At 71.9% G+C, this 21,189-nt stretch carries 18 protein-coding genes and 1 pseudogene; 11 read left to right on the top strand and 8 right to left on the bottom strand.

The window, feature by feature from the left end; genetic code table 11:
* Positions 1-8: 8 nt before the first annotated feature.
* The 4 genes from D466_RS0100215 to D466_RS0100200 all read right to left on the bottom strand — a co-directional run bounded on the left by D466_RS0100215 (position 9) and on the right by D466_RS0100200 (position 4,396).
* A complete protein-coding gene (locus tag D466_RS0100215; protein WP_018911668.1) occupies positions 9-329 on the bottom strand; it encodes a pyrimidine/purine nucleoside phosphorylase in 321 nt (106 codons plus the stop codon).
* Entirely contained in the window at positions 326-1,666 is a 1,341-nt protein-coding gene (locus D466_RS0100210) for an argininosuccinate synthase (protein ID WP_018911667.1), read from the bottom strand. The genes D466_RS0100215 and D466_RS0100210 overlap by 4 nt, the downstream gene beginning before the upstream one ends.
* Positions 1,667-1,755: 89 nt before the next feature.
* Entirely contained in the window at positions 1,756-2,856 is a 1,101-nt protein-coding gene (locus D466_RS0100205; RefSeq protein WP_018911666.1) for an alkene reductase, read from the bottom strand.
* Between the two features lie 46 nt (positions 2,857-2,902).
* Positions 2,903-4,396 (bottom strand): NAD-dependent succinate-semialdehyde dehydrogenase, encoded by a 1,494-nt coding sequence (locus tag D466_RS0100200; protein ID WP_018911665.1) that lies wholly within the window; start codon positions 4,394-4,396, stop codon positions 2,903-2,905.
* A gap of 181 nt (positions 4,397-4,577) precedes the next feature.
* Here D466_RS0100200 and alaS point away from each other — a divergent pair.
* The 6 genes and pseudogenes from alaS to D466_RS0100170 all read left to right on the top strand — a co-directional run.
* A pseudogene (gene alaS, locus D466_RS0100195) lies at positions 4,578-7,322 on the top strand (alanine--tRNA ligase); the annotation flags it as partial.
* A 15-nt stretch (positions 7,323-7,337) separates the two neighbouring features.
* Positions 7,338-8,561, top strand: coding sequence for a bifunctional phosphopantothenoylcysteine decarboxylase/phosphopantothenate--cysteine ligase CoaBC (coaBC, locus tag D466_RS0100190; protein ID WP_018911663.1), 1,224 nt, complete (start codon positions 7,338-7,340; stop codon positions 8,559-8,561).
* A gap of 77 nt (positions 8,562-8,638) precedes the next feature.
* On the top strand, positions 8,639-9,118 hold the full coding sequence (gene dut, locus D466_RS0100185; RefSeq protein ID WP_018911662.1) for a dUTP diphosphatase: 480 nt from the start codon (positions 8,639-8,641) through the stop codon (positions 9,116-9,118).
* Between the two features lie 114 nt (positions 9,119-9,232).
* Positions 9,233-10,294: an HlyD family secretion protein gene (locus D466_RS0100180; protein WP_018911661.1), complete on the top strand. Its 1,062-nt coding sequence runs from the start codon at positions 9,233-9,235 to the stop codon at positions 10,292-10,294.
* The gene (gene rbbA / locus D466_RS0100175; protein ID WP_081629765.1) at positions 10,291-13,179 is read left to right on the top strand and encodes a ribosome-associated ATPase/putative transporter RbbA; all 2,889 of its coding nucleotides are present in this window, start codon (positions 10,291-10,293) and stop codon (positions 13,177-13,179) included. Before D466_RS0100180 ends, rbbA begins: the two co-directional genes overlap by 4 nt.
* Before the next feature lie 9 nt (positions 13,180-13,188).
* A complete protein-coding gene (locus tag D466_RS0100170; RefSeq protein WP_018911659.1) occupies positions 13,189-14,331 on the top strand; it encodes an ABC transporter permease in 1,143 nt (380 codons plus the stop codon).
* Between the two features lie 36 nt (positions 14,332-14,367).
* On the opposite strand, the gene D466_RS0100165 is transcribed toward D466_RS0100170, so the two are convergent.
* On the bottom strand, positions 14,368-14,877 hold the full coding sequence (locus D466_RS0100165) for a peptidylprolyl isomerase (RefSeq protein ID WP_018911658.1): 510 nt from the start codon (positions 14,875-14,877) through the stop codon (positions 14,368-14,370).
* Between the two features lie 134 nt (positions 14,878-15,011).
* Here D466_RS0100165 and D466_RS0100160 point away from each other — a divergent pair, with 134 nt between their 5' ends.
* From D466_RS0100160 to D466_RS24600, 3 genes are all read left to right on the top strand, one after another.
* The gene (locus tag D466_RS0100160; RefSeq protein ID WP_038164685.1) at positions 15,012-16,145 is read left to right on the top strand and encodes a JmjC domain-containing protein; all 1,134 of its coding nucleotides are present in this window, start codon (positions 15,012-15,014) and stop codon (positions 16,143-16,145) included.
* 28 nt (positions 16,146-16,173) lie between these two features.
* Complete coding sequence (locus tag D466_RS22595; protein ID WP_018911656.1) at positions 16,174-16,665, top strand: hypothetical protein; 492 nt, start codon at positions 16,174-16,176, stop codon at positions 16,663-16,665.
* A 179-nt stretch (positions 16,666-16,844) separates the two neighbouring features.
* Positions 16,845-17,087, top strand: a complete 243-nt coding sequence (locus D466_RS24600) for a hypothetical protein (RefSeq protein WP_081629763.1) — start codon at positions 16,845-16,847, stop codon at positions 17,085-17,087.
* A gap of 172 nt (positions 17,088-17,259) precedes the next feature.
* Here the strand turns inward: D466_RS24600 and rpmG are convergent, their stop codons facing one another.
* The 3 genes from rpmG to D466_RS0100140 form a co-directional block, all read right to left on the bottom strand.
* Positions 17,260-17,427 (bottom strand): 50S ribosomal protein L33, encoded by a 168-nt coding sequence (gene rpmG / locus D466_RS0100150; protein ID WP_018911655.1) that lies wholly within the window; start codon positions 17,425-17,427, stop codon positions 17,260-17,262.
* 28 nt (positions 17,428-17,455) lie between these two features.
* Complete coding sequence (gene rpmB / locus D466_RS0100145; RefSeq protein WP_026284711.1) at positions 17,456-17,689, bottom strand: 50S ribosomal protein L28; 234 nt, start codon at positions 17,687-17,689, stop codon at positions 17,456-17,458.
* Positions 17,690-17,778: 89 nt separating this feature from the next.
* The gene (locus D466_RS0100140) at positions 17,779-18,615 is read right to left on the bottom strand and encodes a symmetrical bis(5'-nucleosyl)-tetraphosphatase (protein ID WP_018911653.1); all 837 of its coding nucleotides are present in this window, start codon (positions 18,613-18,615) and stop codon (positions 17,779-17,781) included.
* Positions 18,616-18,700: 85 nt separating this feature from the next.
* Between D466_RS0100140 and D466_RS0100135 the strand changes: the two genes are divergently transcribed.
* Both D466_RS0100135 and waaC read left to right on the top strand, forming a co-directional pair.
* Entirely contained in the window at positions 18,701-20,077 is a 1,377-nt protein-coding gene (locus D466_RS0100135; RefSeq protein ID WP_018911652.1) for a phosphomannomutase/phosphoglucomutase, read from the top strand.
* An 11-nt stretch (positions 20,078-20,088) separates the two neighbouring features.
* Positions 20,089-21,141 carry a lipopolysaccharide heptosyltransferase I gene (waaC, locus tag D466_RS0100130; protein ID WP_018911651.1) on the top strand — a complete coding sequence of 351 codons (1,053 nt, stop codon included), beginning with the start codon at positions 20,089-20,091 and terminating at the stop codon, positions 21,139-21,141.
* Positions 21,142-21,189 lie beyond the last annotated feature (48 nt).

The raw sequence follows: 21,189 nt of genomic DNA, 5'->3' as shown, positions 1-21,189 counted from the left end.
CGTGCGCCTCAGCCGAAATGACAGACGTAGTGGTAGGCCTCGTCGCCGGTGCGGATCTCGAAGCGGGCGTTGCCCGGAACCGAGAACTCCTCGCCTTCGGCGCTGCGCTTCCAGGCCTCGCTGCCCTGCATGCGCCATTCGCACCAGCCGCCCGCACCCTGCATCACCTCGGGCGCGCCGGTGTTGAACAGCAGCGTGCTGCCGGGCAGGATCACGCCCACGCTCTTGCGGCTGCCGTCGTCGAGCTGCACGGTGTGGCTCACGCAGCGGCCGTCGAAGTACACGTTGGCGCGCGGGATCACCGCGCCGCGCAGCGCGCCGGGGCTCATCGCGCGCTCCCCCCGCGCTTGGCGCCGGTGCCGCTCTTGCGGGCCGCAGCGGGCTTGACCGCCTTCGCGGCCTTGCCGGCCTTGGCGCCGCCCTTCGGCGCGGCGCGCTTGCCGCGCGCGGCCTCCACGTTGGCGGCGATGCGCAGGCGCAGCGCGTTGAGCTTGATGAAGCCGGCCGCGTCGGCCTGGTTGTAGGCGCCGCCGTCGTCGTCGAAGGTCGAGATGCGCGCGTCGAACAGGCTGTCGCTGGCCGACTCGCGGCCCACGCACATGATCGTGCCCTTGTACAGCTTGAGCCGGACCTTGCCGTTGACGGTGGCCTGCGAGGCGTCGATCAGGCCTTGCAGCAGCACGCGCTCGGGCGCGAACCAGTAGCCGTTGTAGATCATGCGGGCGTAGCGCGGCATCAGGTCGTCCTTCAGCGCGACGACCTCGCGGTCCAGCGTGATGCTTTCGATGGCGCGGTGGCCGGCCAGCATGATCGTGCCCCCGGGGGTCTCGTAGCAGCCGCGGCTCTTCATGCCCACGTAGCGGTTCTCCACCTTGTCCAGGCGCCCGATGCCGTGGCGCCCGCCCACCGTGTTCAGGTGCGCCAGCACCTGCGCCGGGCTCATGGCCTGGCCGTCGATGGCCACGATGTCGCCGCGGCGGTACTCGAGTTCGATGACCTGGGGCTTGTTCGGGGCCTTCTCGGGCGACACCGTCAGGCGCCACATCTTGTCCTCGGGCACCGTGTTCGGGTCCTCCAGCACGCCGCCCTCGTAGGAGATGTGCAGCAGGTTGGCATCCATCGAGTACGGCGCGCCGCCCTTGCGTTTCTTGAAGTCCACCGGGATGCCGTGCTTGTCGGCGTAGGCCAGCAGCTTCTCGCGCGACAGCAGGTCCCATTCGCGCCAGGGCGCGATCACCTTCACCCCGGGCATCAGCGCGTAGGCGGTGAGCTCGAAGCGGACCTGGTCGTTGCCCTTGCCGGTGGCGCCGTGGGAAATCGCGTCGGCGCGCGTGGAGCGTGCGATCTCGATCAGGCGCTTGCCGATCAGCGGGCGCGCGATCGAGGTGCCCAGCAGGTATTCCCCCTCGTACAGCGCGTTGGCGCGGAACATCGGGAACACGAAGTCGCGCACGAATTCCTCGCGCAGGTCCTCGATGTAGATGTTCTCGGGCTTGATGCCCATCTTCAGCGCCTTCGCGCGCGCCGGCTCGAGTTCCTCGCCCTGGCCGATGTCGGCGGTGAAGGTCACCACCTCGCATTGGTACTGCTCCTGCAGCCAGCGCAGGATGACCGAGGTGTCCAGGCCGCCGGAGTAGGCGAGCACGACTTTCTTGATGGAAGACATGGTGAAGGGGCCGCGAGCCGCGGCGGTTCGGGTTCGAAGCGGAGAATTGTAGGGGACGAGGCTGGCAGCAGCGCCCGCGTCGGTGCGGCTCAGGCCAGCACCGGGTAGTCCAGGTAGCCGTGCTCGCCGCCGCCGTAGAAGGTGGACGGATCGGGGGCGTTGAGCGCCGCGTCCTCGCGCATGCGCCGCACCAGGTCGGGGTTGGCGATGAAGGCGCGCCCGTAGGCGACCGCGTCGGCCACGCCCTGCTCGATGCGCGCCGCGCCGCGCGCGGCGTCGTAGCCGCCGCAGATGATGATGCGCCCGCCGTAGGCCTGCCGCAGCCGCTCGTGGAACTCGTCGCTCAGCGTGGGGCCGGCCGACCACGACGAGTCCACCGTATGCAGGTAGGCCACGCCGCGGCGGTCGAACTCGCGCGCCAGGTACAGGTGCATGGCCTCGGTCTCGGGGTCGTCGATGTCGTGGCGCACGAAATGCGGCGAGATGCGCACGCCCACGCGCTCGGCCCCGGCCACGCCGATCAGCGCGTCCAGCGCCTCCAGCACGATGCGCGCGCGGTGCTCCGGGCTGCCGCCGTAGCGGTCGTCGCGCTGGTTGCTGTTGGGCGCCAGGAACTGTTGCAGCAGATAGCCGTTGGCCGCGTGCAGTTCCAGCATGTCGAAGCCGGCGCGCAGCGCGCGCTCGGCGGCGTGCGCGTAGTCGGCCACGATGCCCGGGATTTCCTCGGTGCGCAACGCGCGCGGTTCGTCGCAGGGCACGCGCCTGGGCCCCTCGGGCAGCACCACGAAGGATTCGCCGTGCTCCGCGCGCAGGGCCGACGGCGCCACCGGCGGCTGTCCCCCTTCCTGCAGCAGATGGTGCGAGATGCGCCCCACGTGCCACAACTGGGCGGCGATGCGCCCGCCGGCCGCGTGCACGGCGTCGGTGACCAGGCGCCAGCCGCGTTCCTGGGCGTCGGTGTACATGCCCGGGGTGAAGGCGTAGCCCTGGCCCTGGCGGCTGATCTGCGAGGCCTCGGCGACGATCAGCCCGGCCGAGGCGCGCTGCGCGTAATAGCGGGCGTTCATCTCCGAGGGCACGTCCCCCGGCTGCGAGGCCCGCGAGCGGGTCAGCGGGGCCATGACGACGCGGTTGCGAAGCTCCAGGCGTCCCAGCTTCAGCGGCTGGAACAGGGCGCTCGGTCCTTGCATGATGCGAAATTCTCCGATGGGAAGGGAAGCCGCCGGGCGGGCGCGCTCAGGCGCCGATGCCGCCGACGCACAGGTACTTGAGCTCGAGGTACTCGTCGATTCCGTGGTGCGAGCCCTCGCGCCCCAGCCCCGATTGCTTGACCCCGCCGAAGGGCGCGACCTCGTTGGAGATCAGCCCGGTGTTCACGCCGACGATGCCGTATTCGAGGGCCTCGCCGACGCGCGTGACCCGTGCCAGGTCGCGGCTGTAGAAATAGGCGGCCAGCCCGAACTCGGTGGCGTTGGCCGCGGCGATGGCCTGCTCCTCGGTGTCGAAGACGAACACCGGCGCGACCGGGCCGAAGGTTTCTTCGCGCGCGCAAAGCATCGACGCGTCGGCGTCGGCCAGCACCGTGGGCTCGAAGTAGCGGCCGCCGCCCTGCTCGAGCACCTTGCCTCCGGTCAGCAGGCGCGCGCCGCGCGCCAGCGCGTCGTCGACGTGGCGGCGCACCTTGTCCAGCCCCTGCTGGTCGATCAACGGGCCGATCTGCACGCCGGCGGAGGTGCCGGGGCCGACCTTGAGTTCGGCCACGCGCCGCGCCAGGCGGCCCACGAATTCCTCGTACACCCCGCGCTGCACGTACAGGCGGTTCGCGCACACGCAGGTCTGCCCGGCGTTGCGGTACTTGCTCTGCATGGCGCCTTCCACCGCGGCCTCCACGTCCGCGTCGTCGAACACGATGAAGGGCGCGTTGCCGCCGAGCTCCAGCGAGAGCTTCTTCACCGTGGGCGCCGACTGCGCCATGAGGATGCGCCCGACCTCGGTGGAACCGGTGAAGGACAGGTGGCGCACCACGTCGCTGGCGCACAGCACCTTGCCGATCTGCACCGAGCCGGCGGCGTCGCTGGTGAGCATGTTGAGCACGCCTGGCGGCATGCCCGCGCGCTGCGCCAGTTCGGCCGCGGCCAGCGCGGTCAGCGGCGTCTGCTCCGCCGGCTTGATCACCACCGGGCAGCCGGCCGCCAGCGCAGGCGCCACCTTGCGCGTGATCATGGCCAGCGGGAAGTTCCACGGCGTGATCGCCGCGCACACGCCGATGGGCTGGCGCAGCACTACCAGGCGCTTGCTCGGGTCAGGGCTGGGGATGGTCTCGCCGTAGACCCGCTTGGCCTCCTCGGCGAACCATTCCACGAAGCTGGCGCCGTAGGCGATCTCGCCCTTGGCCTCGGCCAGCGGCTTGCCCTGCTCGGCGGTCATGATCAACGCCAGGTCGTCGGCGTGCTGCAGCAGCAGGTCGAACCACCGGCGCAGCACCGTGGCGCGCTGGCGCGCGGTCTGGCGGCGCCAGCCCTCCCAGGCCGCGGCGGCGGCCTCGATCGCGCGCTCGGCGTCGGCCGCGCCCTGGCGCGGCACCTCGGCGAGCAGCGCGCCGGTGGCCGGGTCGTGCACGGCCACGCGTTCGGCGGCGTCCACCCAGCGGCCGCCGATCAGCGCCTGGGTCTTGAGCAGGGAGGGGTCGCGCAGGGGCGCGAGCACGGAAGCGGTGGAGGCTTCGGACATGGGGGTCTCCGCGTTGTCGGTTGCGTGAAGGCGGGCGCCGCGCGGGCGCGAACTCCCTACTTTAGTGCGCATGCGCCGGGCGCGTGCGGGCAGGCGCCCGGGCTGGCCCTTAAAATCGCGGTTTCGCCGCCCCCGGCCGCACGCGCGGGTGGCGGCCATCTCAGGTGAACGCATGAACGTATCCGACATCCGCGAGAAGTTCCTCGCCTATTTCGCCTCCCAGGGTCACTCCCGCGTGGCCTCGTCGCCGCTGGTGCCCGGCAACGACCCGACGCTGCTGTTCACCAATTCGGGCATGGTGCAGTTCAAGGACGTGTTCCTGGGCCAGGACAAGCGTGCCTACAGCCGCGCGACCACCGCGCAGCGCTGCGTGCGCGCCGGCGGCAAGCACAACGACCTCGAGAACGTGGGCTACACCGCGCGCCACCACACTTTCTTCGAGATGCTGGGCAACTTCAGCTTCGGCGACTACTTCAAGCGCGACGCCATCCGCTTCGCCTGGGGGCTGCTCACCGAGGTCTACGGCCTGCCCAAGGACAAGCTTTGGGTCACCGTGTACCAGGAGGACGACGAAGCCTGGTCGATCTGGGCCGACGAGATCGGGGTGCCTTCCGAGCGCATCATCCGCATCGGCGACAACAAGGGCGCGCGCTACGCCTCGGACAATTTCTGGCAGATGGCCGACACCGGCCCCTGCGGCCCCTGCAGCGAGATCTTCTACGACCACGGTCCCGAGGTCTGGGGCGGCCCCCCCGGCTCGCCCGAGGAGGACGGAGACCGCTACATCGAGATCTGGAACCTGGTGTTCATGCAGTTCGAGCGCAGCGTCGCCGGCGAGCAGAGCTTCGCCAGCGAACTGGAGGCCAAGGCCGGCAAGGCCGCGCTGGAGCGCGACGGCGCCATCGCGCAGGTGCAGCGCCACGGCGACACCTGGAAGACGCTCAGCTACGCGCAAAAGCCGCTGCCGCGCCCCTGCGTGGACACCGGCATGGGCCTGGAGCGCATCGCCGCCGTGATGCAGCACGTGCACAGCAACTACGAGATCGACCTGTTCCGCCGCCTGATCGCCGCGGCGGCGCGCGAGACCGGCTGCGAGGACCTCGGCCACGTGTCGCTGAAGGTCATCGCCGACCATATCCGCGCCTGCGCCTTCCTGATCACCGACGGGGTGATTCCCGGCAACGAGGGGCGCGGCTACGTGCTGCGGCGCATCGCGCGCCGCGCGCTGCGCCACGGCTACAAGCTCGGACGCCACGAACCCTTCTTCCACCGCCTGGTGGGCGACCTCGTGGCCGAGATGGGGCATGCCTATCCCGAGCTCGCGCAGGCCGCGCCGCGCATCGCCGAGGTGCTGGAAGCCGAGGAGCGGCGCTTCGGCGAGACCCTGGACAACGGCATGCGCATCCTCGAGGGCGAGCTCGACGCCATGCGCGGGCGCGGCGAGGCGGTGCTGGGCGGGCAGGTCGCCTTCACGCTGTACGACACCTACGGCTTCCCGCTGGACCTGACCGCCGACGTGTGCCGCGAGCGCAACGTCGCGGTGGACGAGGCCGGCTTCGAGCAGGCCATGCAGCGCCAGCGCGAGCAGGCCCGCGCCAGCGGGCGCTTCCGCATGGCCGAGGCCCTCGAATACTCCGGCGAGGCCACGCGTTTCGAGGGCTACGAACACCTGCGCGTGCAGGGCGCGCGGGTGCTCGGCCTGTACGCGGGCGGCAGTGCGGTGCGCAGCCTGCGCGCCGGCGAGGAGGGCGTGGTGGTGCTCGACCGCACCCCCTTCTACGCCGAGTCGGGCGGCCAGGTGGGCGACAGCGGCGCGCTCGCCGCGGCGGGCCTGCGCTTCGCCGTGCACGATACCCAGAAGCTGCAGGCCGACGTGTACGGCCACCACGGGCGCCTGGAAAGCGGCAGCCTGGAGCTCGGCCAGCAACTCGACGCCGAAGTCGATGCGCAGCGCCGGCTGGCGACCATGCGCAACCACAGCGCCACCCACCTGTTGCACAAGGCGCTGCGCATCGTGCTGGGCGAGCACGTGCAGCAGAAGGGCTCGCAGGTGGATGCGGACAAGACCCGTTTCGACTTCTCCCACGACGCGGCGATCAGCGACGAGCAGATTCTTCGCATCGAGCAGTGGGTCAACGAGCAGGTGCTGCTGAACACGCCCACGGTGGCGCGGGTGCTGCCCATCGACGAGGCGCGCAAGACCGGCGCGATGATGCTGTTCGGCGAGAAATACGGCGACGAGGTGCGCGTGCTCGACATCGGTGCCAGCCGCGAACTCTGCGGCGGCACCCACGTCGCGCGCACCGGCGACATCGGCAGCCTGCGCGTCACCGGGCAGGGCGCGGTGGCCGCCGGCGTGCGGCGCATCGAGGCCACCACCGGCCTGGGCGCGCTGGCGCTGGGGCAACGCCAGGGCGGCGAACTGGCCGAGCTGGCCGCGCTGCTCAAGACCCCGCAGGAGGAACTGCCCCGGCGCGCCGCGCAGCTGCTCGAGCAACTGCGCGCGCAGGACAAGGAACTCGCCACGCTGAAGGCGCGCGAGGCCGCCACGCGCGGCCTGGCGCTGGCCGATGCGGCGCGCCAGCTGGGCGGCGTGCGCGTGCTCGCCGCGCGCCTGGACGGCGCCGACGCGGCCGCGCTGCGCAGCGTCGTGGACCAGCTCAAGGCGCGCCTGAAGTCGGCCGTGGTGCTGCTGGCCAGCGTGGATGGCGACAAGGTGCAGCTGGCGGCCGGCGTGACGGCCGACCTGGTCGGCAGGCTCAAGGCTGGCGACCTGGTCAACCAGGCCGCGAAGGAAGTCGGCGGCAAGGGCGGCGGCCGGCCCGATTTCGCGATGGCCGGCGGCACGCGTCCCGAGGGCGTGGATGCCGCGCTGCGCGCGGCCGAGGCCTGGTGCGAACAGCGCCTGGCCGCGGCGGGCGCCTGAGCAGGCGAGGCGGCCATGACCGACGCGCCCCGAACCGCCGCCCAGGCCTCGCGCCGCGTGCTGCTGGGCATCAGCGGCGGCATCGCCGCGTACAAGGCCTGTGAGCTGGCACGCCTGCTGGTCAAGGCCGGGCACCAGGTGCAGGTGGCGATGAGCGAGGCGGCCACGCGCTTCGTCGGCCCCATCACCCTGCAGGCGCTGTCCGGGCGCGAGGTGGCGCTCGATTCCTGGCATCCGCTGCGCGCTTCCGGCATGGACCACATCGACCTGGTGCGCGAGGCCGACGCCTTCGTCATCGCGCCGGCCAGCGCCGACCTGCTGGCGCGGGCCGCCGCCGGCATGGCCGACGACCTGCTGGCCACGCTGCTGCTGGCGCGCGACGCCGTGCCCACGCTGTTGGCCCCGGCGATGAACCGCGCGATGTGGGCGCACCCCGCGGTGCAGCGCAACGCCGCGCAGTTGCGCGGCGACGGCCTGCGCCTGGCCGGCCCCGGCAGCGGCGAGCAGGCCTGCGGCGAGGTGGGCGATGGGCGCATGCTCGAGCCCGAGCAGTTGATGTGGGAAATCGAGGCGCTGTGGCAGCCGCGGCTGCTGCAGGGCCGTCGCGTGCTGCTGACCGCCGGGCCGACCTTCGAGGCCTGGGACGAGGTACGCGGCCTGAGCAACCGCTCCAGCGGCAAGATGGGCTGGGCGCTGGCGCGAGCCGCCTGGGAGGCCGGCGCCGAGGTGGTGCTGGTGGCCGGGCCCACCGCGCTCGCGCCCGCCTACGGCGTGCGCACGCTGAGCGTGGAATCCGCGCTGCAGATGCGCGACGCCGTGCAGGCCGAGCTCGCGCACGCGCCCTTCGACCTGTTCATCGCTGCCGCGGCGGTGGCCGACTGGCGCCCCGAGGCGCGGCCGGGCAAGATCAAGAAGCAGCCCGACGGGCTGCCGCCGTTGCCGCAGCTGCGGCTCAACCCCGACATCCTGGCCGAAGTGGCCGCGCGGGCCGATGCGCCGTTCTGCGTGGGCTTCGCCGCCGAGGCCGAACATCTCGTGGCCCACGCCCAGGCCAAGCGCGAGCGCAAGGGGGTGCCGCTGCTGGTGGGCAACCTCGGGCCGCAGACCTTCGGGCGCGAGGACAGCAGCTGCGTGCTGATCGACGCCCAGGGCGTGCGCGAACTGCCGCGCATGGGCAAGCTCGACCTGGCGCGCCGCCTGGTCGCCGAGATCGCGCCGCGCCTGCCGGCGCGCGCCTGAAGCGGCGCACGCCTTTTCCCGCGGGCGCGCTGGTCGCGCGCCCGCATGTCCTTCTTCCTGCCTACCGGAGCCCGCCCTTGAGCACCGCCGCCACCGCGCCCGTGGAACTCGTGATCCTCGACCCCCGCCTGCAGCAATGGGGTCTGCCCAGCTACCAGTCGCCGATGGCCGCAGCCGTGGACCTGCACGCCTGCCTCGACGCGCCGCTGGACGTGCCGGCGGGCAGCCCCGCGCTGCTCGTGCCCGCCGGCTTCGCCATGCACATCGCCGACCCCGGACTGATGGCGGTGATCGCGCCGCGCTCGGGGCTGGGCCACAAGCGCGGCCTCGTGCTGGGCAACACCGTCGGGGTGATCGACGCCGATTACACCGGCCAGGTGATGGTCAGCGTGTGGAACCGCAACCCGGCGGGAAGCCAGCCCCTGCGCATCGAGCCCGGCGAGCGCATCGCGCAGATGATGTTCGTGCCCATCGTGCGCGCCGGGTTCCGCGTGGTGGAGGCCTTTTCCGCCGCCAGCGAGCGGGGCGCCGGCGGTTTCGGCTCCACCGGCTCCTGAATCCCTGATTGCGCGCGCCGCGCGCGCAGTTTGATCTGATGCGCATCCGCCTGGCGCCCCGCCGGGCACAATCGTCCTCGGGAGTCCGTGCCGGACGGAGTCGAGGGCGGAGGCATGCGCGTCAAGCTCGATCGGAAGTGGTGGGCGCTGGCGGCCCTGGCCGCCGTGCTGGGGGCCGTGGCCTGGTTCTGGCTGGGGCGTGCGCCGGAGCAGGACGGGCTCGCCTCGGGCAACGGCCGCCTGGAGGCGGTGGAACTCGAACTGTCCACGCGCATTCCCGCCCGGCTGCTCAGCCTGCAGGTACAGGAAGGCGAGCAGGTGCGTGCCGGTCAGGTGCTCGCGCGCCTGGACTGCGCGGCGCTGCAGGCCCAGCGCGGCGAGGCGCGGGCGCAGCTGCAACGCGCGCGCGACGCCGAGGCCACCGCGCACAGCCAGGTCAGGCTGCGGCGCAGCGAGCGCGACGCGGCCGCCGCGCAGATCCGGCAACGCGACGCCGAATGGCAGGCCGCGCGCAGCCGGCTCGAACGCTCGCGCCAGCTGCTGGACGTGGGCGGAGTCTCGCGCCAGCAGTTCGACGACGACCGCGCCGGCGTGGGTAGCGCCGAAGGCGCGCTGGCGGCCGCCCGCGCCCAGGCGGCCGCTGCGTCGGCCGCCATCGAGGCGGCGCGCCTGCAGGCCGTGGAGGCCGGCTCCGCGGTGCTCGCGGCAGGTGCCGCGCTGGCCCGCGTGGACGTGGACCTGGGCGACTGCAGCCTGCGCGCCCCGGTGGACGGACAGGTGCAGTACGTGGTGGCTCGCCCGGGCGAGATGCTCGGCGTCGGCGCACGCGTGATCAGCCTGCTCGACACCTCGGACCTGGGCATGTCCTTTTTCCTGCCCGAATCCGACGCCGGCAAGGTGGTCATCGGCGACGAGGCGCGCATCGTGCCCGACGCCCTCGCCGGGCGGGCGGTGCCGGCGGTCGTGTCCTACGTCTCGGCCGTGGCCCAGTTCACCCCGAAGACGGTGGAAACCGCCAGCGAGCGTCAGAAGCTCATGTTCCGGGTGCGCGCGCGCGTGGACGCCCGCTGGGCCGCGGCGCACCGGCCCGAACTCAAGAGCGGCATGCCCGGCGTGGCCTACGTGCGGGTGCGCCGCGGCATCGCCTGGCCGGCGCGGCTGCGGGTGCGGCCATGAGCCTTCGGCTGCCGCGCCCAGCCGCAGGGGAGGGGCCGGACCCGCCCACGGGCGGCGGGGTGCCGGCGGGCCCGCTGCTGGCCCGCTTCCACGAGGTGGGGCTGCGCTACGCCGGGCGCGAGGTGCTGGAGCTTCCCGACCTATGCCTGCCCGCCGGCGCCATGGTCGGGCTGATCGGACCCGACGGCGTCGGCAAGTCCAGCCTGCTGGCCCTGCTGTGCGGGGCGCGCTCGCTGCAGCGCGGCGACATCGAGGTGCTCGGCGGCAGCCTGCGCGACGCGCACCACCTCACGCATCTGCGCCACCGCGTGGCCTACATGCCCCAGGGACTGGGTCGCAGCCTGTACGGCGGGCTTTCCGTGGCCGAGAACCTGGAGTTCTTCGGCCGCCAGCGCGGCTTCGCGCGGGGCTGGCGGGAACAGCGCGCGCGCGAGTTGCTGCGCGCCACGGGGCTGGAGGAATTCGCACGGCGTCCGGCGGCCACCTTGTCGGGGGGCATGAAACAGAAGCTGGCGCTGTGCTGCGCGCTGCTGCACGATCCCGAACTGCTGGTGCTGGACGAGCCCACCACCGGGGTCGATCCGCTGTCGCGGGTGCAATTCTGGGCCTTGATCCGCGCCATCCGGGAACAGCGGGCCGGGGAGGGCGGCCTGAGCGTGGTGGTGGCCACCGCCTACATGGACGAGGCGCGCGATTTCGACTGGCTGGTGGTCATGAACGCCGGGCGCGTGGTCGCCGACGGCAGCCCCGCGGCGCTGCTCGCGCGCAGCGGATGCGCCGACCTGGAACAGGCCTTCGTCGCATTGGTGGGGGCGCGGCCGCGGGATCAGGCGCCGCCGCCAGCCCTGCCGCCACCGCGAGAAGGCGGGGCGCCGGTGGTCGAGGCGCGGGAGCTGAGCCGGCGCTTCGGCGACTTCACCGCCGTCGACCGCATCGACCTGAGCGTGCGGCGGGGCGAGATCTTCGGCTTCATCGGCTCCAACGGCTGCGGCAAGACCACGACCATGAAAATGCTCACCGGCCTGCTCGAGCCCAGCGGGGGCAGCGTGCGCGTGCTGGGCCGGACCCCGGACGCGCGAGACCTGGCCACGCGCAAGCGCGTGGGCTACATGACCCAGGGCTTTTCCTTGTGGAACGAATTGAGCGTGCGCCAGAACCTGGAGTTGCATGCCCGCCTGTTCGGCCTGCCGGCGTCCCGGCGCGCCGCGGCGGTCGAGCAGGCCGCCGGACGCTTCGAGTTGCAGGAGGTGATGGAGCAGCTTCCGGGCCGGCTGCCGCTGGGGCAGCGCCAGCGCCTGTCCTTCGCCGTGGCCACGCTGCACGCCCCGGAGCTGCTGATCCTGGACGAGCCCACGTCGGGCGTGGACCCGCTGGCGCGGGAATGGTTCTGGCACCAGATGCAGACCCTGGCGCGGCGCGACGGCGTCACGGTGTTCGTGTCCACCCACCGCATGAGCGAGGCCCAGCGCTGCGACAGGATCGCGCTGATGCACGCGGGCCGGGTGCTGGCCAGCGGCACCCCGGAAGACCTGACCCATGCGCGCGGCGCCGAGTCGCTGGAACAGGCCTTCGTACAGTGGATCGAGGCCTCGCGCGCGCAAGCGCCGGACGGGGCCCCTGGCAGCGGCCCTGGCCCGGCGCCGGGGGCGCCCGGGCCGCTGGGGGCGTCCGCGGCACCGCGAACGCAGCGGCCGGCCGAAGCGTGGGAGCCGACGCCGGCCGCCGTAGCGCAGCCTCGCCGGCGCCCGCCGCTGCTGCAGCGTTCGCTCACCCGCCTGTTCAGCCACAGCTGGCGCGAGTCCCTGGAGCTGCTGCGCGACCCGGTGCGCGCCAGCCTGGCGCTGCTGGGCAGCGTGCTGCTGCTGGTGATCATGGGCTACGGCATCAACCTGGACGTGCAGCACCTGCGCTTCGCGGTGCTCGACCGCGACGACAGCTCGCTCAGCCGCGACTACGTGCGCTATTTCGCCAGCGCGCGGGAATTCAGCGAGCGCGCGCCCCTGCGCAGCGATGCCGACATGCGCCGGCGCCTGCGCGACGGAGAACTCGCGCTGGCGCTGGAGATTCCGCCGCACTTCGGGCGTGACCTGCAGCGCGGCCTGTCGCCCGAGGTCGGGGCCTGGGTCGACGGCTCCATGCCCGCGCGCGCCGAGACCGTCGACGGCTTCGTGCAGGCCGTGCACGCCTCCTGGCTGGCGCGGCTGGCCGCCGAGCGCGGGCCGGCCGGGATGCCCGTGCAGCCGGCGGGCATCGAGATCCGCTATCGCTACAACCCCGACGTGAGCAGCCTCGTGGCCATGGTGCCGGCCATCATTCCGCTGCTGCTGATCATGATCCCCGCCATGCTGGCGGCCCTCAGCGTGGTGCGTGAGAAGGAACTGGGGTCGATCCTGAACTTCTACGTCGGCCCCGCGACGCGCCTGGAATTCCTGCTGGGCAAGCAGTTGCCCTACGTGGCGCTGGCCCTGCTCAACGCCGCGGTCCTGTGGGCCTGGGCCCGCTGGGTGTTCGGCGTTCCCTTCCGCGGCAGCGCGGCCGCCTTCGCGCTGGGCTCGCTGCTGTACGTGATCGACGCCACCGCGCTGGGCCTGCTGATGTCGAGCTTCCTGCGCACGCAGACCGCGTCGATCTTCGCCACCACCATCGGGACCGTGCTGCCGGCGGTGCAGTTCTCGGGTCTGCTCGATCCCACCAGTTCCCTGCAGGGACTGGCCGCGTGGGTGGGCCGGGTGTATCCCACCACCCATTACCTGATCGTCTCGCGCGGCACCTTCTCCAAGGGGCTGGGGCCGGCCGACCTGTGGCCGCAGATGCTCGCGTTGGCGCTGGCCGCGCCGGTCCTGCTGGGCGCCGGCGTGCTGCTGCTGCGGCGCCAGGAACGCTGAGGGGGGGCCATGCAAGGCCTGCGCAACGTCTGGTACCTCGGGCTCAAGGAGCTGCGCAGCCTGCGACACGACCGCGCGATGCTGGTGCTGATCACCTTCGCCTTCACGCTGGCCATCTACAGCGCGGCCACCGGCACGCCGGAAACCCTGCACCGCGCCCCGCTGGCCGTGGTCGACGAGGATCACTCCGCGCTGTCGGCGCGTCTGGTGGAGGCCTTCGGGCCGCCGTACTTCCTGCCTCCGGCGGCCATCGCGCTGCGCGACGTGGATCCGGCGATGGACGCCGGGCGCTACACCTTCGTGCTGGATGTGCCCCGGCATTTCGAGCGGGACCTGCTGGGCGAGCGCGCGCCCACGCTGCAGCTCAGCGTGGACGCCACGCGCATGACCCAGGCCTTCACCGGCGGCGCCTACGTGCAGGCCATCTGCCAGGCGGAGATCGCCGAATTCCTGCAGCGCCACCGCAGTGGCGACAGCCAGGCCGGCACGGCGGCCCGCCTGGTGCTGCGCAACCGCTTCAACCCGGCCCTGACCCCCTCGTGGTTCGGCGCCGTGGCCGAGCTCATCAACAACGTGACCATGCTGGGCATCGTGCTGACCGGAGCAGCCTGGCTGCGCGAGCGCGAGCACGGTAGCCTCGAGCACCTGCTGGCCATGCCCCTGAGCCCGCTGGAGATCATGGCCGCCAAGGTCTGGTCCATGGGGCTGGTGGTGCTGCTGGGCTGCTGCGCTTCGCTGTGGCTGGTCGTGCACCTGCTGATCGGTCTGCCTCTGCCCGCGAGCAGCTGGGTGTTCGTGCTGGGCGCCGCGCTGCAGATGTTCGCGGTCACGTCGCTGGGGATTTTCCTGGCCACCATGGCGCGCTCCATGCCCCAGATGGGATTGCTGCTCATCATGGTGCTGCTGCCGCTGGAAATGCTCTCGGGCGCCAGTACGCCGCGCGAGAGCATGCCCGAGGCGGTGCGCCTGGTGATGCTGGCGGCGCCGACCACGCATTTCGTCAGCCTGTCCCAGGCCACGCTGTTCCGGGGCGCGGGGCTGGCCGAGGTCTGGCCGCAACTGGCCGCCATCGCCGGCATCGGCGCGGGCTTCTTCGCCATCGCGCTGGCCCGCCTGCGCAGTGCCATGGGAGCGATGGGCGGCCAGGCCTGAACGGGCCACGCCGCGGCGCCGAGCGCGCGCGGGGCTTCAGCCCGAGCCCTTCACCAGGAACATGCCGCTGTCCACGTCGTCGAGCTGCGCGCTGCGCGCTTCGCGCTCGTCGGGATCGGGCGCGCGCACCTCCAGGATGCGGTAGTGCACGCGCAGCGCCATGCCCGCCAGCGGATGGTTGCCGTCCAGCATCACCTTGCACTCGGCGATGTCGGTGACCGTGAACAGGATGCCGGGCTCCGCCGGGGAACAGCCCGGCGGAAGCTGCTCGAACTGCATGCCCGGCTCCAGCAACTCGGGAAACAGCGCGCGGTCCTCCATGCGCAGGCGCTCCGGCTCGTAGTCCCCGAAGGCGTCGGGGGGCTCGATCTGCAGCGCGCCCGCGTCGCCGGCCGATTTGCCCAGCAGCTCGCGCTCGATGGCCGGCAGCAGGTCGGCGCCGCCGACGTAGAAGTCCGTGCCGGACTCGTCGTCGGCCAGGGCTTCGTTCTGGGCGTCGGTCAGCCGCCAGGCCAGCGTGACCACGGTGTCGGGAGCTACTTGCATGTCGGATGTCCTGCGCGGAAGGAGCGGTGGGCGCGGCGCGCGCCGGGGCCGACATTGTGCGCCACAAGTGCCGTGGCGCGCGAGGCGCAGGGCTACACTGCCGGGCCTGTCGCCCCTCGTCAGCGGAGTATCGCGTGTCCGTTCCATTGCTTGAAATCCCCGGCATCGGCCGCCAGCGCTTCCTGCGCGACTACTGGCAGCGCAAGCCGCTGCTGGTGCGCCGGGCGCTGCCGGACATGCAGCCCCTGCTGTCGCGCCGGGATCTGTTCGAGCTGGCGCTGCGCGACGACGTGGAGGCCCGCGTGGTGCGACGCGAGGGCAGGCGCTGGGACGTGTGCCACGCGCCGCTGCAACGGCGCGACCTCGCGGCCGTGCGCACGCCGCGCTGGACCCTGCTGGTGCAGGGGGTGGACCTGCACGACGAGCGCGTGGCCCGCTTGCTGCGTCGATTCCGCTTCCTGCCGGACGCGCGCCTGGACGACCTCATGATTTCCTGGGCCAGCGACGGCGGCGGCGTCGGCCCGCATGTCGACGAGTACGACGTGTTCCTGCTGCAGGCGCAGGGGCGCCGACGCTGGCGCATCGGGCCGGTGGAACACACGCGCCTGCAGCCGGGCCAGCCGCTGAAACTGCTGCGGGGCTTCGTGCCGCAGGAGGACTTCGTCGTCGAGCCCGGGGACCTGCTGTACCTGCCGCCGGGCTGGGGGCACGATGGCATCGCCGACGGCGAATGCATGACGTATTCGGTGGGTTTTCGCGCGCCGCCCGGTGACGAACTGCTGCGCCAGCTGTTGTGGAAAATGGCCGAGGAACTGCAGCCCGCGCCGCGCTACAGCGACCGCGGCAAGCTGTCCGCGGCGTCGGGCTCGCATCCCGCGCGCCTACCCGAGGACATGGTGCGTTTCGTGGCCGAGGCCTTCGCGCGCCTGCGCCCGGGGCGGGCCGAATTCGCGCGGGCGCTGGGGGAACTGCTCACCGAGCCCAAGCAGGAGGTGGTGTTCGAGGCCGGTGACGCGCGCGAGGCGGCGCGCATCGCGCCGCGCCAGGGCCTGCGCCTGGATCGCCGCACGCGCATGTTGTGGAGCCCCACCGGCTTGTGCATCAATGGCGAGAGCGTGCCGGCCGATCTCGGGCGTTCGCCTCTGCTGCGCCGCCTGGCCGATGCGCGCGAACTCGATGCCGCACAATACGCCTCGGCCGGCCCCGCGGAGCGGGAGCTGATGGAGCAATGGTGCGCCCAGGGCTGGGCGCACGCCGGGCGCGACTGAAGCACGGCCGCGAGGGCAGGAGGTGGCGATGGATCCCAGTCAGGACGCCGGCGCTGCGGCGCAGGCGATCGAGGGGCGGCTGGCCTGGCGCCAGGCCCTGCGCGATCTGCTGCTCGACCCGGGCCCGCAGCTGTGCCTGTACAGCGAGGACTACGCGGACTGGCCGCTGGACGAGGCCGGGGTGGTGGAGGCGCTCACGCGCTGGGCCTTGCCCCGCAGGCGGCCCTGCATTCGCATGCTCGCGCGCGACTATTCGAAGCTGCTGGCGGGCAGCGCGCGTTTCGTGCGCTGGCGCGGAGATTTCGCGCACATCCTCGAATGCCGGGAAATTCCCCCCGAAATCGAGGCTCCTGCCGAGGGCCTGTGGCTGCGCGAGCGCGCGCTGGTGGCGCTGCCGGCGCAGCGCGAGCGCCGCGCCCTGCTGCAGACCGGGCGCGACTGGCAGGCTTCGCTGCAGGTGTTCGAGCAGGCCTGGGATCTTGGCGAACCCGGTTTCGTGCCGCGGGCGCTCGGCTTGTGATGGATTTGCAACATTTAGATGCAATGATGACAAGGCTATCGGGGCAAACCCCATGTCGCGCTATACTTTTGATTGAACCGTGTGCCATCGCTGTGGTTGGCGGGTTCGAGCTTCACAAAATTCAACCGGCCTTGTCCGGTTCCATCGCCTGTGCCTTGTTCTGACGCTTGAGGAATCAAATGAAAAAGTCCGTGTTGTTGGCTTCCATGATCGCTGCTCTGGCTCTGGCTGCCTGCGGCAAGAAGGAAGAAGCTGCTCCCGCCTCGGCTCCGGCTTCCGCCGCCGCCCCTGCCTCCGCCCCTGCCGCCGCTTCGGCTCCCGCTTCGGCTCCGGCCGCCGCCCCGGCTGCTTCCGCCGCCGCCGCTTCGGCTCCGGCTGCCGCCCCGGCCGCTTCCGCCGCCAGCAGCGCCGACAAGAAGTAAATCGCCACCGCGGCGGGTTTCGGCCCGCCGTAGCGTCGAGCAGGAAAGCCAGCTTCGGCTGGCTTTTTTGTGTCCGCCGCGCGCCGCGGCTCCCGACGCGCAACAAAAAACCCGCCTTGAGGGCGGGTTTTTTTCGGGCAGCGCGGGGCGGGCCCGCCGGGCTCGAACAAGCTTATTTCAGCTTGGTTTCCTTGTAGACCACATGCTTGCGCGCGACCGGATCGAACTTGGCGATCTCCATCTTCTCGGGCTGGATGCGCTTGTTCTTGGTCGTGGTATAGAAGTGACCGGTTCCGGCGGTCGACTCCAGCTTGATCTTTTCACGTCCGCCTTTGGCCATGGCGCGTCACTCCTGTTGCTTGTCGTATTCAGACTTCGCCGCGCGCACGCAGATCCGACAGCACGGCATCGATGCCGACCTTGTCGATCAGGCGCAGGCCGGCGTTCGAGACGCGAAGGCGCACGAAACGGTTCTCGCTTTCCACCCAGATCCTGCGATATTGCAGATTGGGCAGGAAGCGACGCTTGGTCTTGTTGTTGGCGTGGGAAACGTTGTTACCCACCATCGGCGCTTTGCCGGTAATCTGACAGACGCGTGCCATACAGCACTCCACTTGATAAGCGTTGGCAAAAAGGGGCATTGTACACAGGATTGGCCCGCATGCCCAGCATGCGCCGACGCGCGCGGGCTTCAGGCGCCGGGTTTGCGTTGCGCGGGGCAGGGCAGCGAGTGCAAGGACAGCCACGGACGGGCCGGCTCCAGGCGCACGCAGCTCAGCGCTCCGCCCCACAGGCAGCCGCTGTCCAGGCACAGCGCGCCGTCGCTCCACGACAGGCCCAGCGTCGACCAGTGCCCGAAGGCCATCGGCGTGCCCCGCGTGGCGCGCTCCGGGACCGCGTACCACGGCAGCAGTTCCGGCGGCGCGCCCGCCGGCGCCTGCTTGCAGTGAAAGTCGATGCTGCCGTCGCGGGTGTCGAGGTAGCGCAGGCGCGTCAGCGCGTTGACCGTCAGGCGCCAGCGCTCGGCGCCGCGCAGCTGCGGCGACCAGCGCGCGGGTTCATTGCCGAACAGCTCGGAGAGAAAGCCGCGCAGGTCCGGCGCGCGCAGCCGGGCCTCGACCTCGGCCGCCAGCTGCAGGGTCTGCTCCACGCTCCACTGCGGCATCACCCCCGCGTGCACCAGCAGCCAGCCTTGCTCGAACAGCGCCAGGGGACGCTCGAGCACCCACTGCAGCAAGGCGTCGCGGTCGGGCGCCCGCAGGATGTCCTCCAGCGTGTCGCTGCGGTGGGCGCGCCGCACGCGCTCGGCCACCGCGAGCAGGTGCAGGTCGTGGTTGCCCAGCAGGCACTGCGCGCTGTCGCCCAGGCGCATGAGCCGGCGCAGGCAGGCGGCCGAAGCGGGGCCGCGGTTGACCGCGTCGCCCAGCACGACCAGGCGGTCGCGCCCCGGCTCGAAGCGCAGGTGCTCGAGCATGCGCGCGAAAGCGTCGTCGCAACCTTGCAGGTCGCCGATCAGATAAGTGGCCATGACGGGTCGGCGTGAGAAAATGGCATTTTGCCTCGACCTCGCGGGCCGCGCGGCCCTGGTCCCATCGAACGCAAGCAAGCAATCCATGGCACAACTCGATCCTTCGCTGTTCAAGGCCTACGACATCCGCGGCATCGTCGACCGCTCCCTTACCGAAACCGCCTGCGAGCACATCGGGCGCGCCTACGCCACGCTGGCGCGCCAGCGCGGCCAGCAGGCGGTCTACATCAGCCGCGACGGGCGCGATTCCGGCCCCAGGCTGGGCGCCGCGCTGGCGGCCGGGCTGCGCGGGGGCGGGCTCGACGTCATCGATCTGGGCATGAACGCCACGCCGATGCTGTATTTCGCCTGTGCCACCACCGAGGTCGCCAACGGCATCCAGATCACCGGCAGCCACAACCCGCCCGAGTACAACGGCCTGAAGATGGTGCTGGGCGGCGACGCGCTGCACGGCGAGGACATCGCCGGCCTGCGCGAACTCACGGTGTCCGAGGCCTATGCCCAGGGCGGCGGGGGGCTGCGCAGCACCAGCATCGTCGAGCCCTACCTGCAGCGCATCGTCTCCGACGTGCGCCTGGCGCGCCCCATGCGGGTGGCGGTGGACTGCGGCAACGGCGTGGCCGGCGCCTTCGCGCCGGAACTGCTGCGCCGCCTGGGCTGCGAGGTCACCGAGCTGTTCTGCGAGGTCGACGGCAGCTTCCCCAACCATCACCCCGATCCGGCGGATCCGCACAACCTGGAGGATCTGCAGCGCGCGCTGCGCGATGGCGACGCCGAGATCGGCCTGGCCTTCGACGGCGACGGCGACCGCCTGGGCGTGGTCACCAAGGACGGCCACGTGATCTGGCCCGACCGCCAGCTCATGCTCTACGCCGCCGACGTGCTGCAGCGCCACCCCGGGGCGCCGATCATCTTCGACGTCAAGTGCACCGCCAACCTCGCTCCCTGGGTGCAGCGCCACGGCGGCGAGGCGATGATGTGGCGCACCGGGCATTCGCTGATCAAGGCGCGCATGAAGGAGGTGGGCGCGCCGCTGGCCGGCGAGATGAGCGGGCACATCTTTTTCAAGGACCGCTGGTACGGCTTCGACGACGCCCAGTACGGTGCCGCGCGCCTGCTGGAACTGCTGTCGCGCGTGGCCGACGTGCAGGCCGAACTGCTGGCGCTGCCCGATTCGGTGTCCACCCCCGAACTGAAGATTCCCACCGAGTCGCAGCAGCAGTTCACGCTGTGCGAGCGCCTGCAGCGCGAAGGGCGCTTTCCCGGCGCGCGCCGCGTGCACACCATCGACGGCGTGCGCGCCGAGTACGACGACGGATTCGGGCTGGCCCGTCCCTCCAACACCACGCCCTGCGTGGTGCTGCGCTTCGAGGCGCACGACCAGGACGGCCTGCGGCGCATCCAGGAGGAATTCCGCGCCGCGCTGCTGCAACTGCAGCCCGAGCTGAAACTTCCCTTCTGATCCCCTTGGCGATGCCCGATTCCATGCCCCTGCGGGTGCTGCTGGTCAAGACCAGTTCCATGGGCGACGTGGTGCAGGCGCTGCCGGTGGTGCAGGACATCCTGCGGCACCGGCCGGGCTCGCACATCGAATGGCTGCTCGAGCCGGCCTACGCCGAGCTGGTGCGCCAGCATCCGGGGGTCGAACGGGTGATCGCGGTGCCCTGGCGCGAGTGGCGCCGGCGCCCGCTGGCCGCGCGCACGCGAGCGCAATGGCGCGAGCTGCGGGCCGACCTGTCGGCGCGCAGCTACGACGCGGTGATCGACCTGCAGGGCCTGTGCAAGAGCGCCGTGCTCGCGCGCCTGGCGCCGGGCCCGCGCTACGGCTGGAAGGGCAGGGCCTGCCGCGAGCCGCTGGCGGCCTGCCTGTACGAGCATCGCATGAGCGCACCGCCCTTCGACGCGCTGGCCGCGGTGCAGCGCTATCGCAACCTGTGCGCCTGGGCACTGGGCTACACGGTGCAGGGCGAGCCGGTCTACGGGCTGCGCCCGCGGGCGCAGCGCCCCGCCTGGCTGCCGGGCAGCGCCGGCTTCGCGGTACTGCTGTCGGCCACCGCGCGCGACGAGAAGCTCTGGCCCGAGGACGCCTGGGCCGAGCTCGGCGCCCAGTTGCGTGCGCGCGGCCTGGGCCTGGCGCTGGCCTGGGGCAGCCCGGGCGAGCGTGCCCGCGCCGAACGCATCGCCGCGCGGGTGCTGGCGGCCGGCGCCGGGTTTTCGAGCGACCCCGCCGCGCCGCCGGTCGTGGTGGCGCCGGGGCGTCTCGGGCTGGTGGAGTGGGCGCAGGTGTTCGCGCGGGCCTCGCTGGTGGTGGGCGTGGACACCGGCCTGAGTTTTCTCGCCGCCGCGGTGGAGCGCCCGGTGGTGGGCATCTACACGGCCACCTCGCCGTTGCAGGTCGGCATCCAGGCCAGCTCGCCGCACCGCAACGTGGGCGATGTCGGCCGCGCGCCGAGCTGCGCGCAGGTGCTGCAGGCCGCGCTCGAGTTGCTGGCGCAGGCGACCGTGGCGGGGGAGGCCAGGCCATGAGCCTGCAAGCACGAGGTCGCTGGCATGAGCTTGCTCGCATGAGGTCGC

This window comes from Thiomonas sp. FB-6, assembly GCF_000377645.1.
In the GTDB taxonomy this organism is placed as follows: Bacteria; Pseudomonadota; Gammaproteobacteria; order Burkholderiales; family Burkholderiaceae_C; genus Thiomonas_A.
This window is presented reverse-complemented; position numbering and strand designations above follow the sequence as displayed.

Excerpts from the sequence above, each read along its gene's own strand:
- D466_RS0100215 (WP_018911668.1), bottom strand. The coding sequence starts at position 329 with ATGAGCCCCGGCGCGCTGCGCGGCGCGGTGATCCCGCGCGCCAACGTG.
- D466_RS0100210 (WP_018911667.1), bottom strand. The coding sequence starts at position 1,666 with ATGTCTTCCATCAAGAAAGTCGTGCTCGCCTACTCCGGCGGCCTGGAC.
- D466_RS0100205 (WP_018911666.1), bottom strand. The coding sequence starts at position 2,856 with ATGCAAGGACCGAGCGCCCTGTTCCAGCCGCTGAAGCTGGGACGCCTG.
- D466_RS0100200 (WP_018911665.1), bottom strand. The coding sequence starts at position 4,396 with ATGTCCGAAGCCTCCACCGCTTCCGTGCTCGCGCCCCTGCGCGACCCC.
- coaBC (WP_018911663.1), top strand. The coding sequence starts at position 7,338 with ATGACCGACGCGCCCCGAACCGCCGCCCAGGCCTCGCGCCGCGTGCTG.
- D466_RS0100180 (WP_018911661.1), top strand. The coding sequence starts at position 9,233 with ATGCGCGTCAAGCTCGATCGGAAGTGGTGGGCGCTGGCGGCCCTGGCC.
- rbbA (WP_081629765.1), top strand. The coding sequence starts at position 10,291 with ATGAGCCTTCGGCTGCCGCGCCCAGCCGCAGGGGAGGGGCCGGACCCG.
- D466_RS0100170 (WP_018911659.1), top strand. The coding sequence starts at position 13,189 with ATGCAAGGCCTGCGCAACGTCTGGTACCTCGGGCTCAAGGAGCTGCGC.
- D466_RS0100165 (WP_018911658.1), bottom strand. The coding sequence starts at position 14,877 with ATGCAAGTAGCTCCCGACACCGTGGTCACGCTGGCCTGGCGGCTGACC.
- D466_RS22595 (WP_018911656.1), top strand. The coding sequence starts at position 16,174 with ATGGATCCCAGTCAGGACGCCGGCGCTGCGGCGCAGGCGATCGAGGGG.
- D466_RS24600 (WP_081629763.1), top strand. The coding sequence starts at position 16,845 with ATGAAAAAGTCCGTGTTGTTGGCTTCCATGATCGCTGCTCTGGCTCTG.
- rpmG (WP_018911655.1), bottom strand. The coding sequence starts at position 17,427 with ATGGCCAAAGGCGGACGTGAAAAGATCAAGCTGGAGTCGACCGCCGGA.
- rpmB (WP_026284711.1), bottom strand. The coding sequence starts at position 17,689 with ATGGCACGCGTCTGTCAGATTACCGGCAAAGCGCCGATGGTGGGTAAC.
- D466_RS0100140 (WP_018911653.1), bottom strand. The coding sequence starts at position 18,615 with ATGGCCACTTATCTGATCGGCGACCTGCAAGGTTGCGACGACGCTTTC.
- D466_RS0100135 (WP_018911652.1), top strand. The coding sequence starts at position 18,701 with ATGGCACAACTCGATCCTTCGCTGTTCAAGGCCTACGACATCCGCGGC.
- waaC (WP_018911651.1), top strand. The coding sequence starts at position 20,089 with ATGCCCGATTCCATGCCCCTGCGGGTGCTGCTGGTCAAGACCAGTTCC.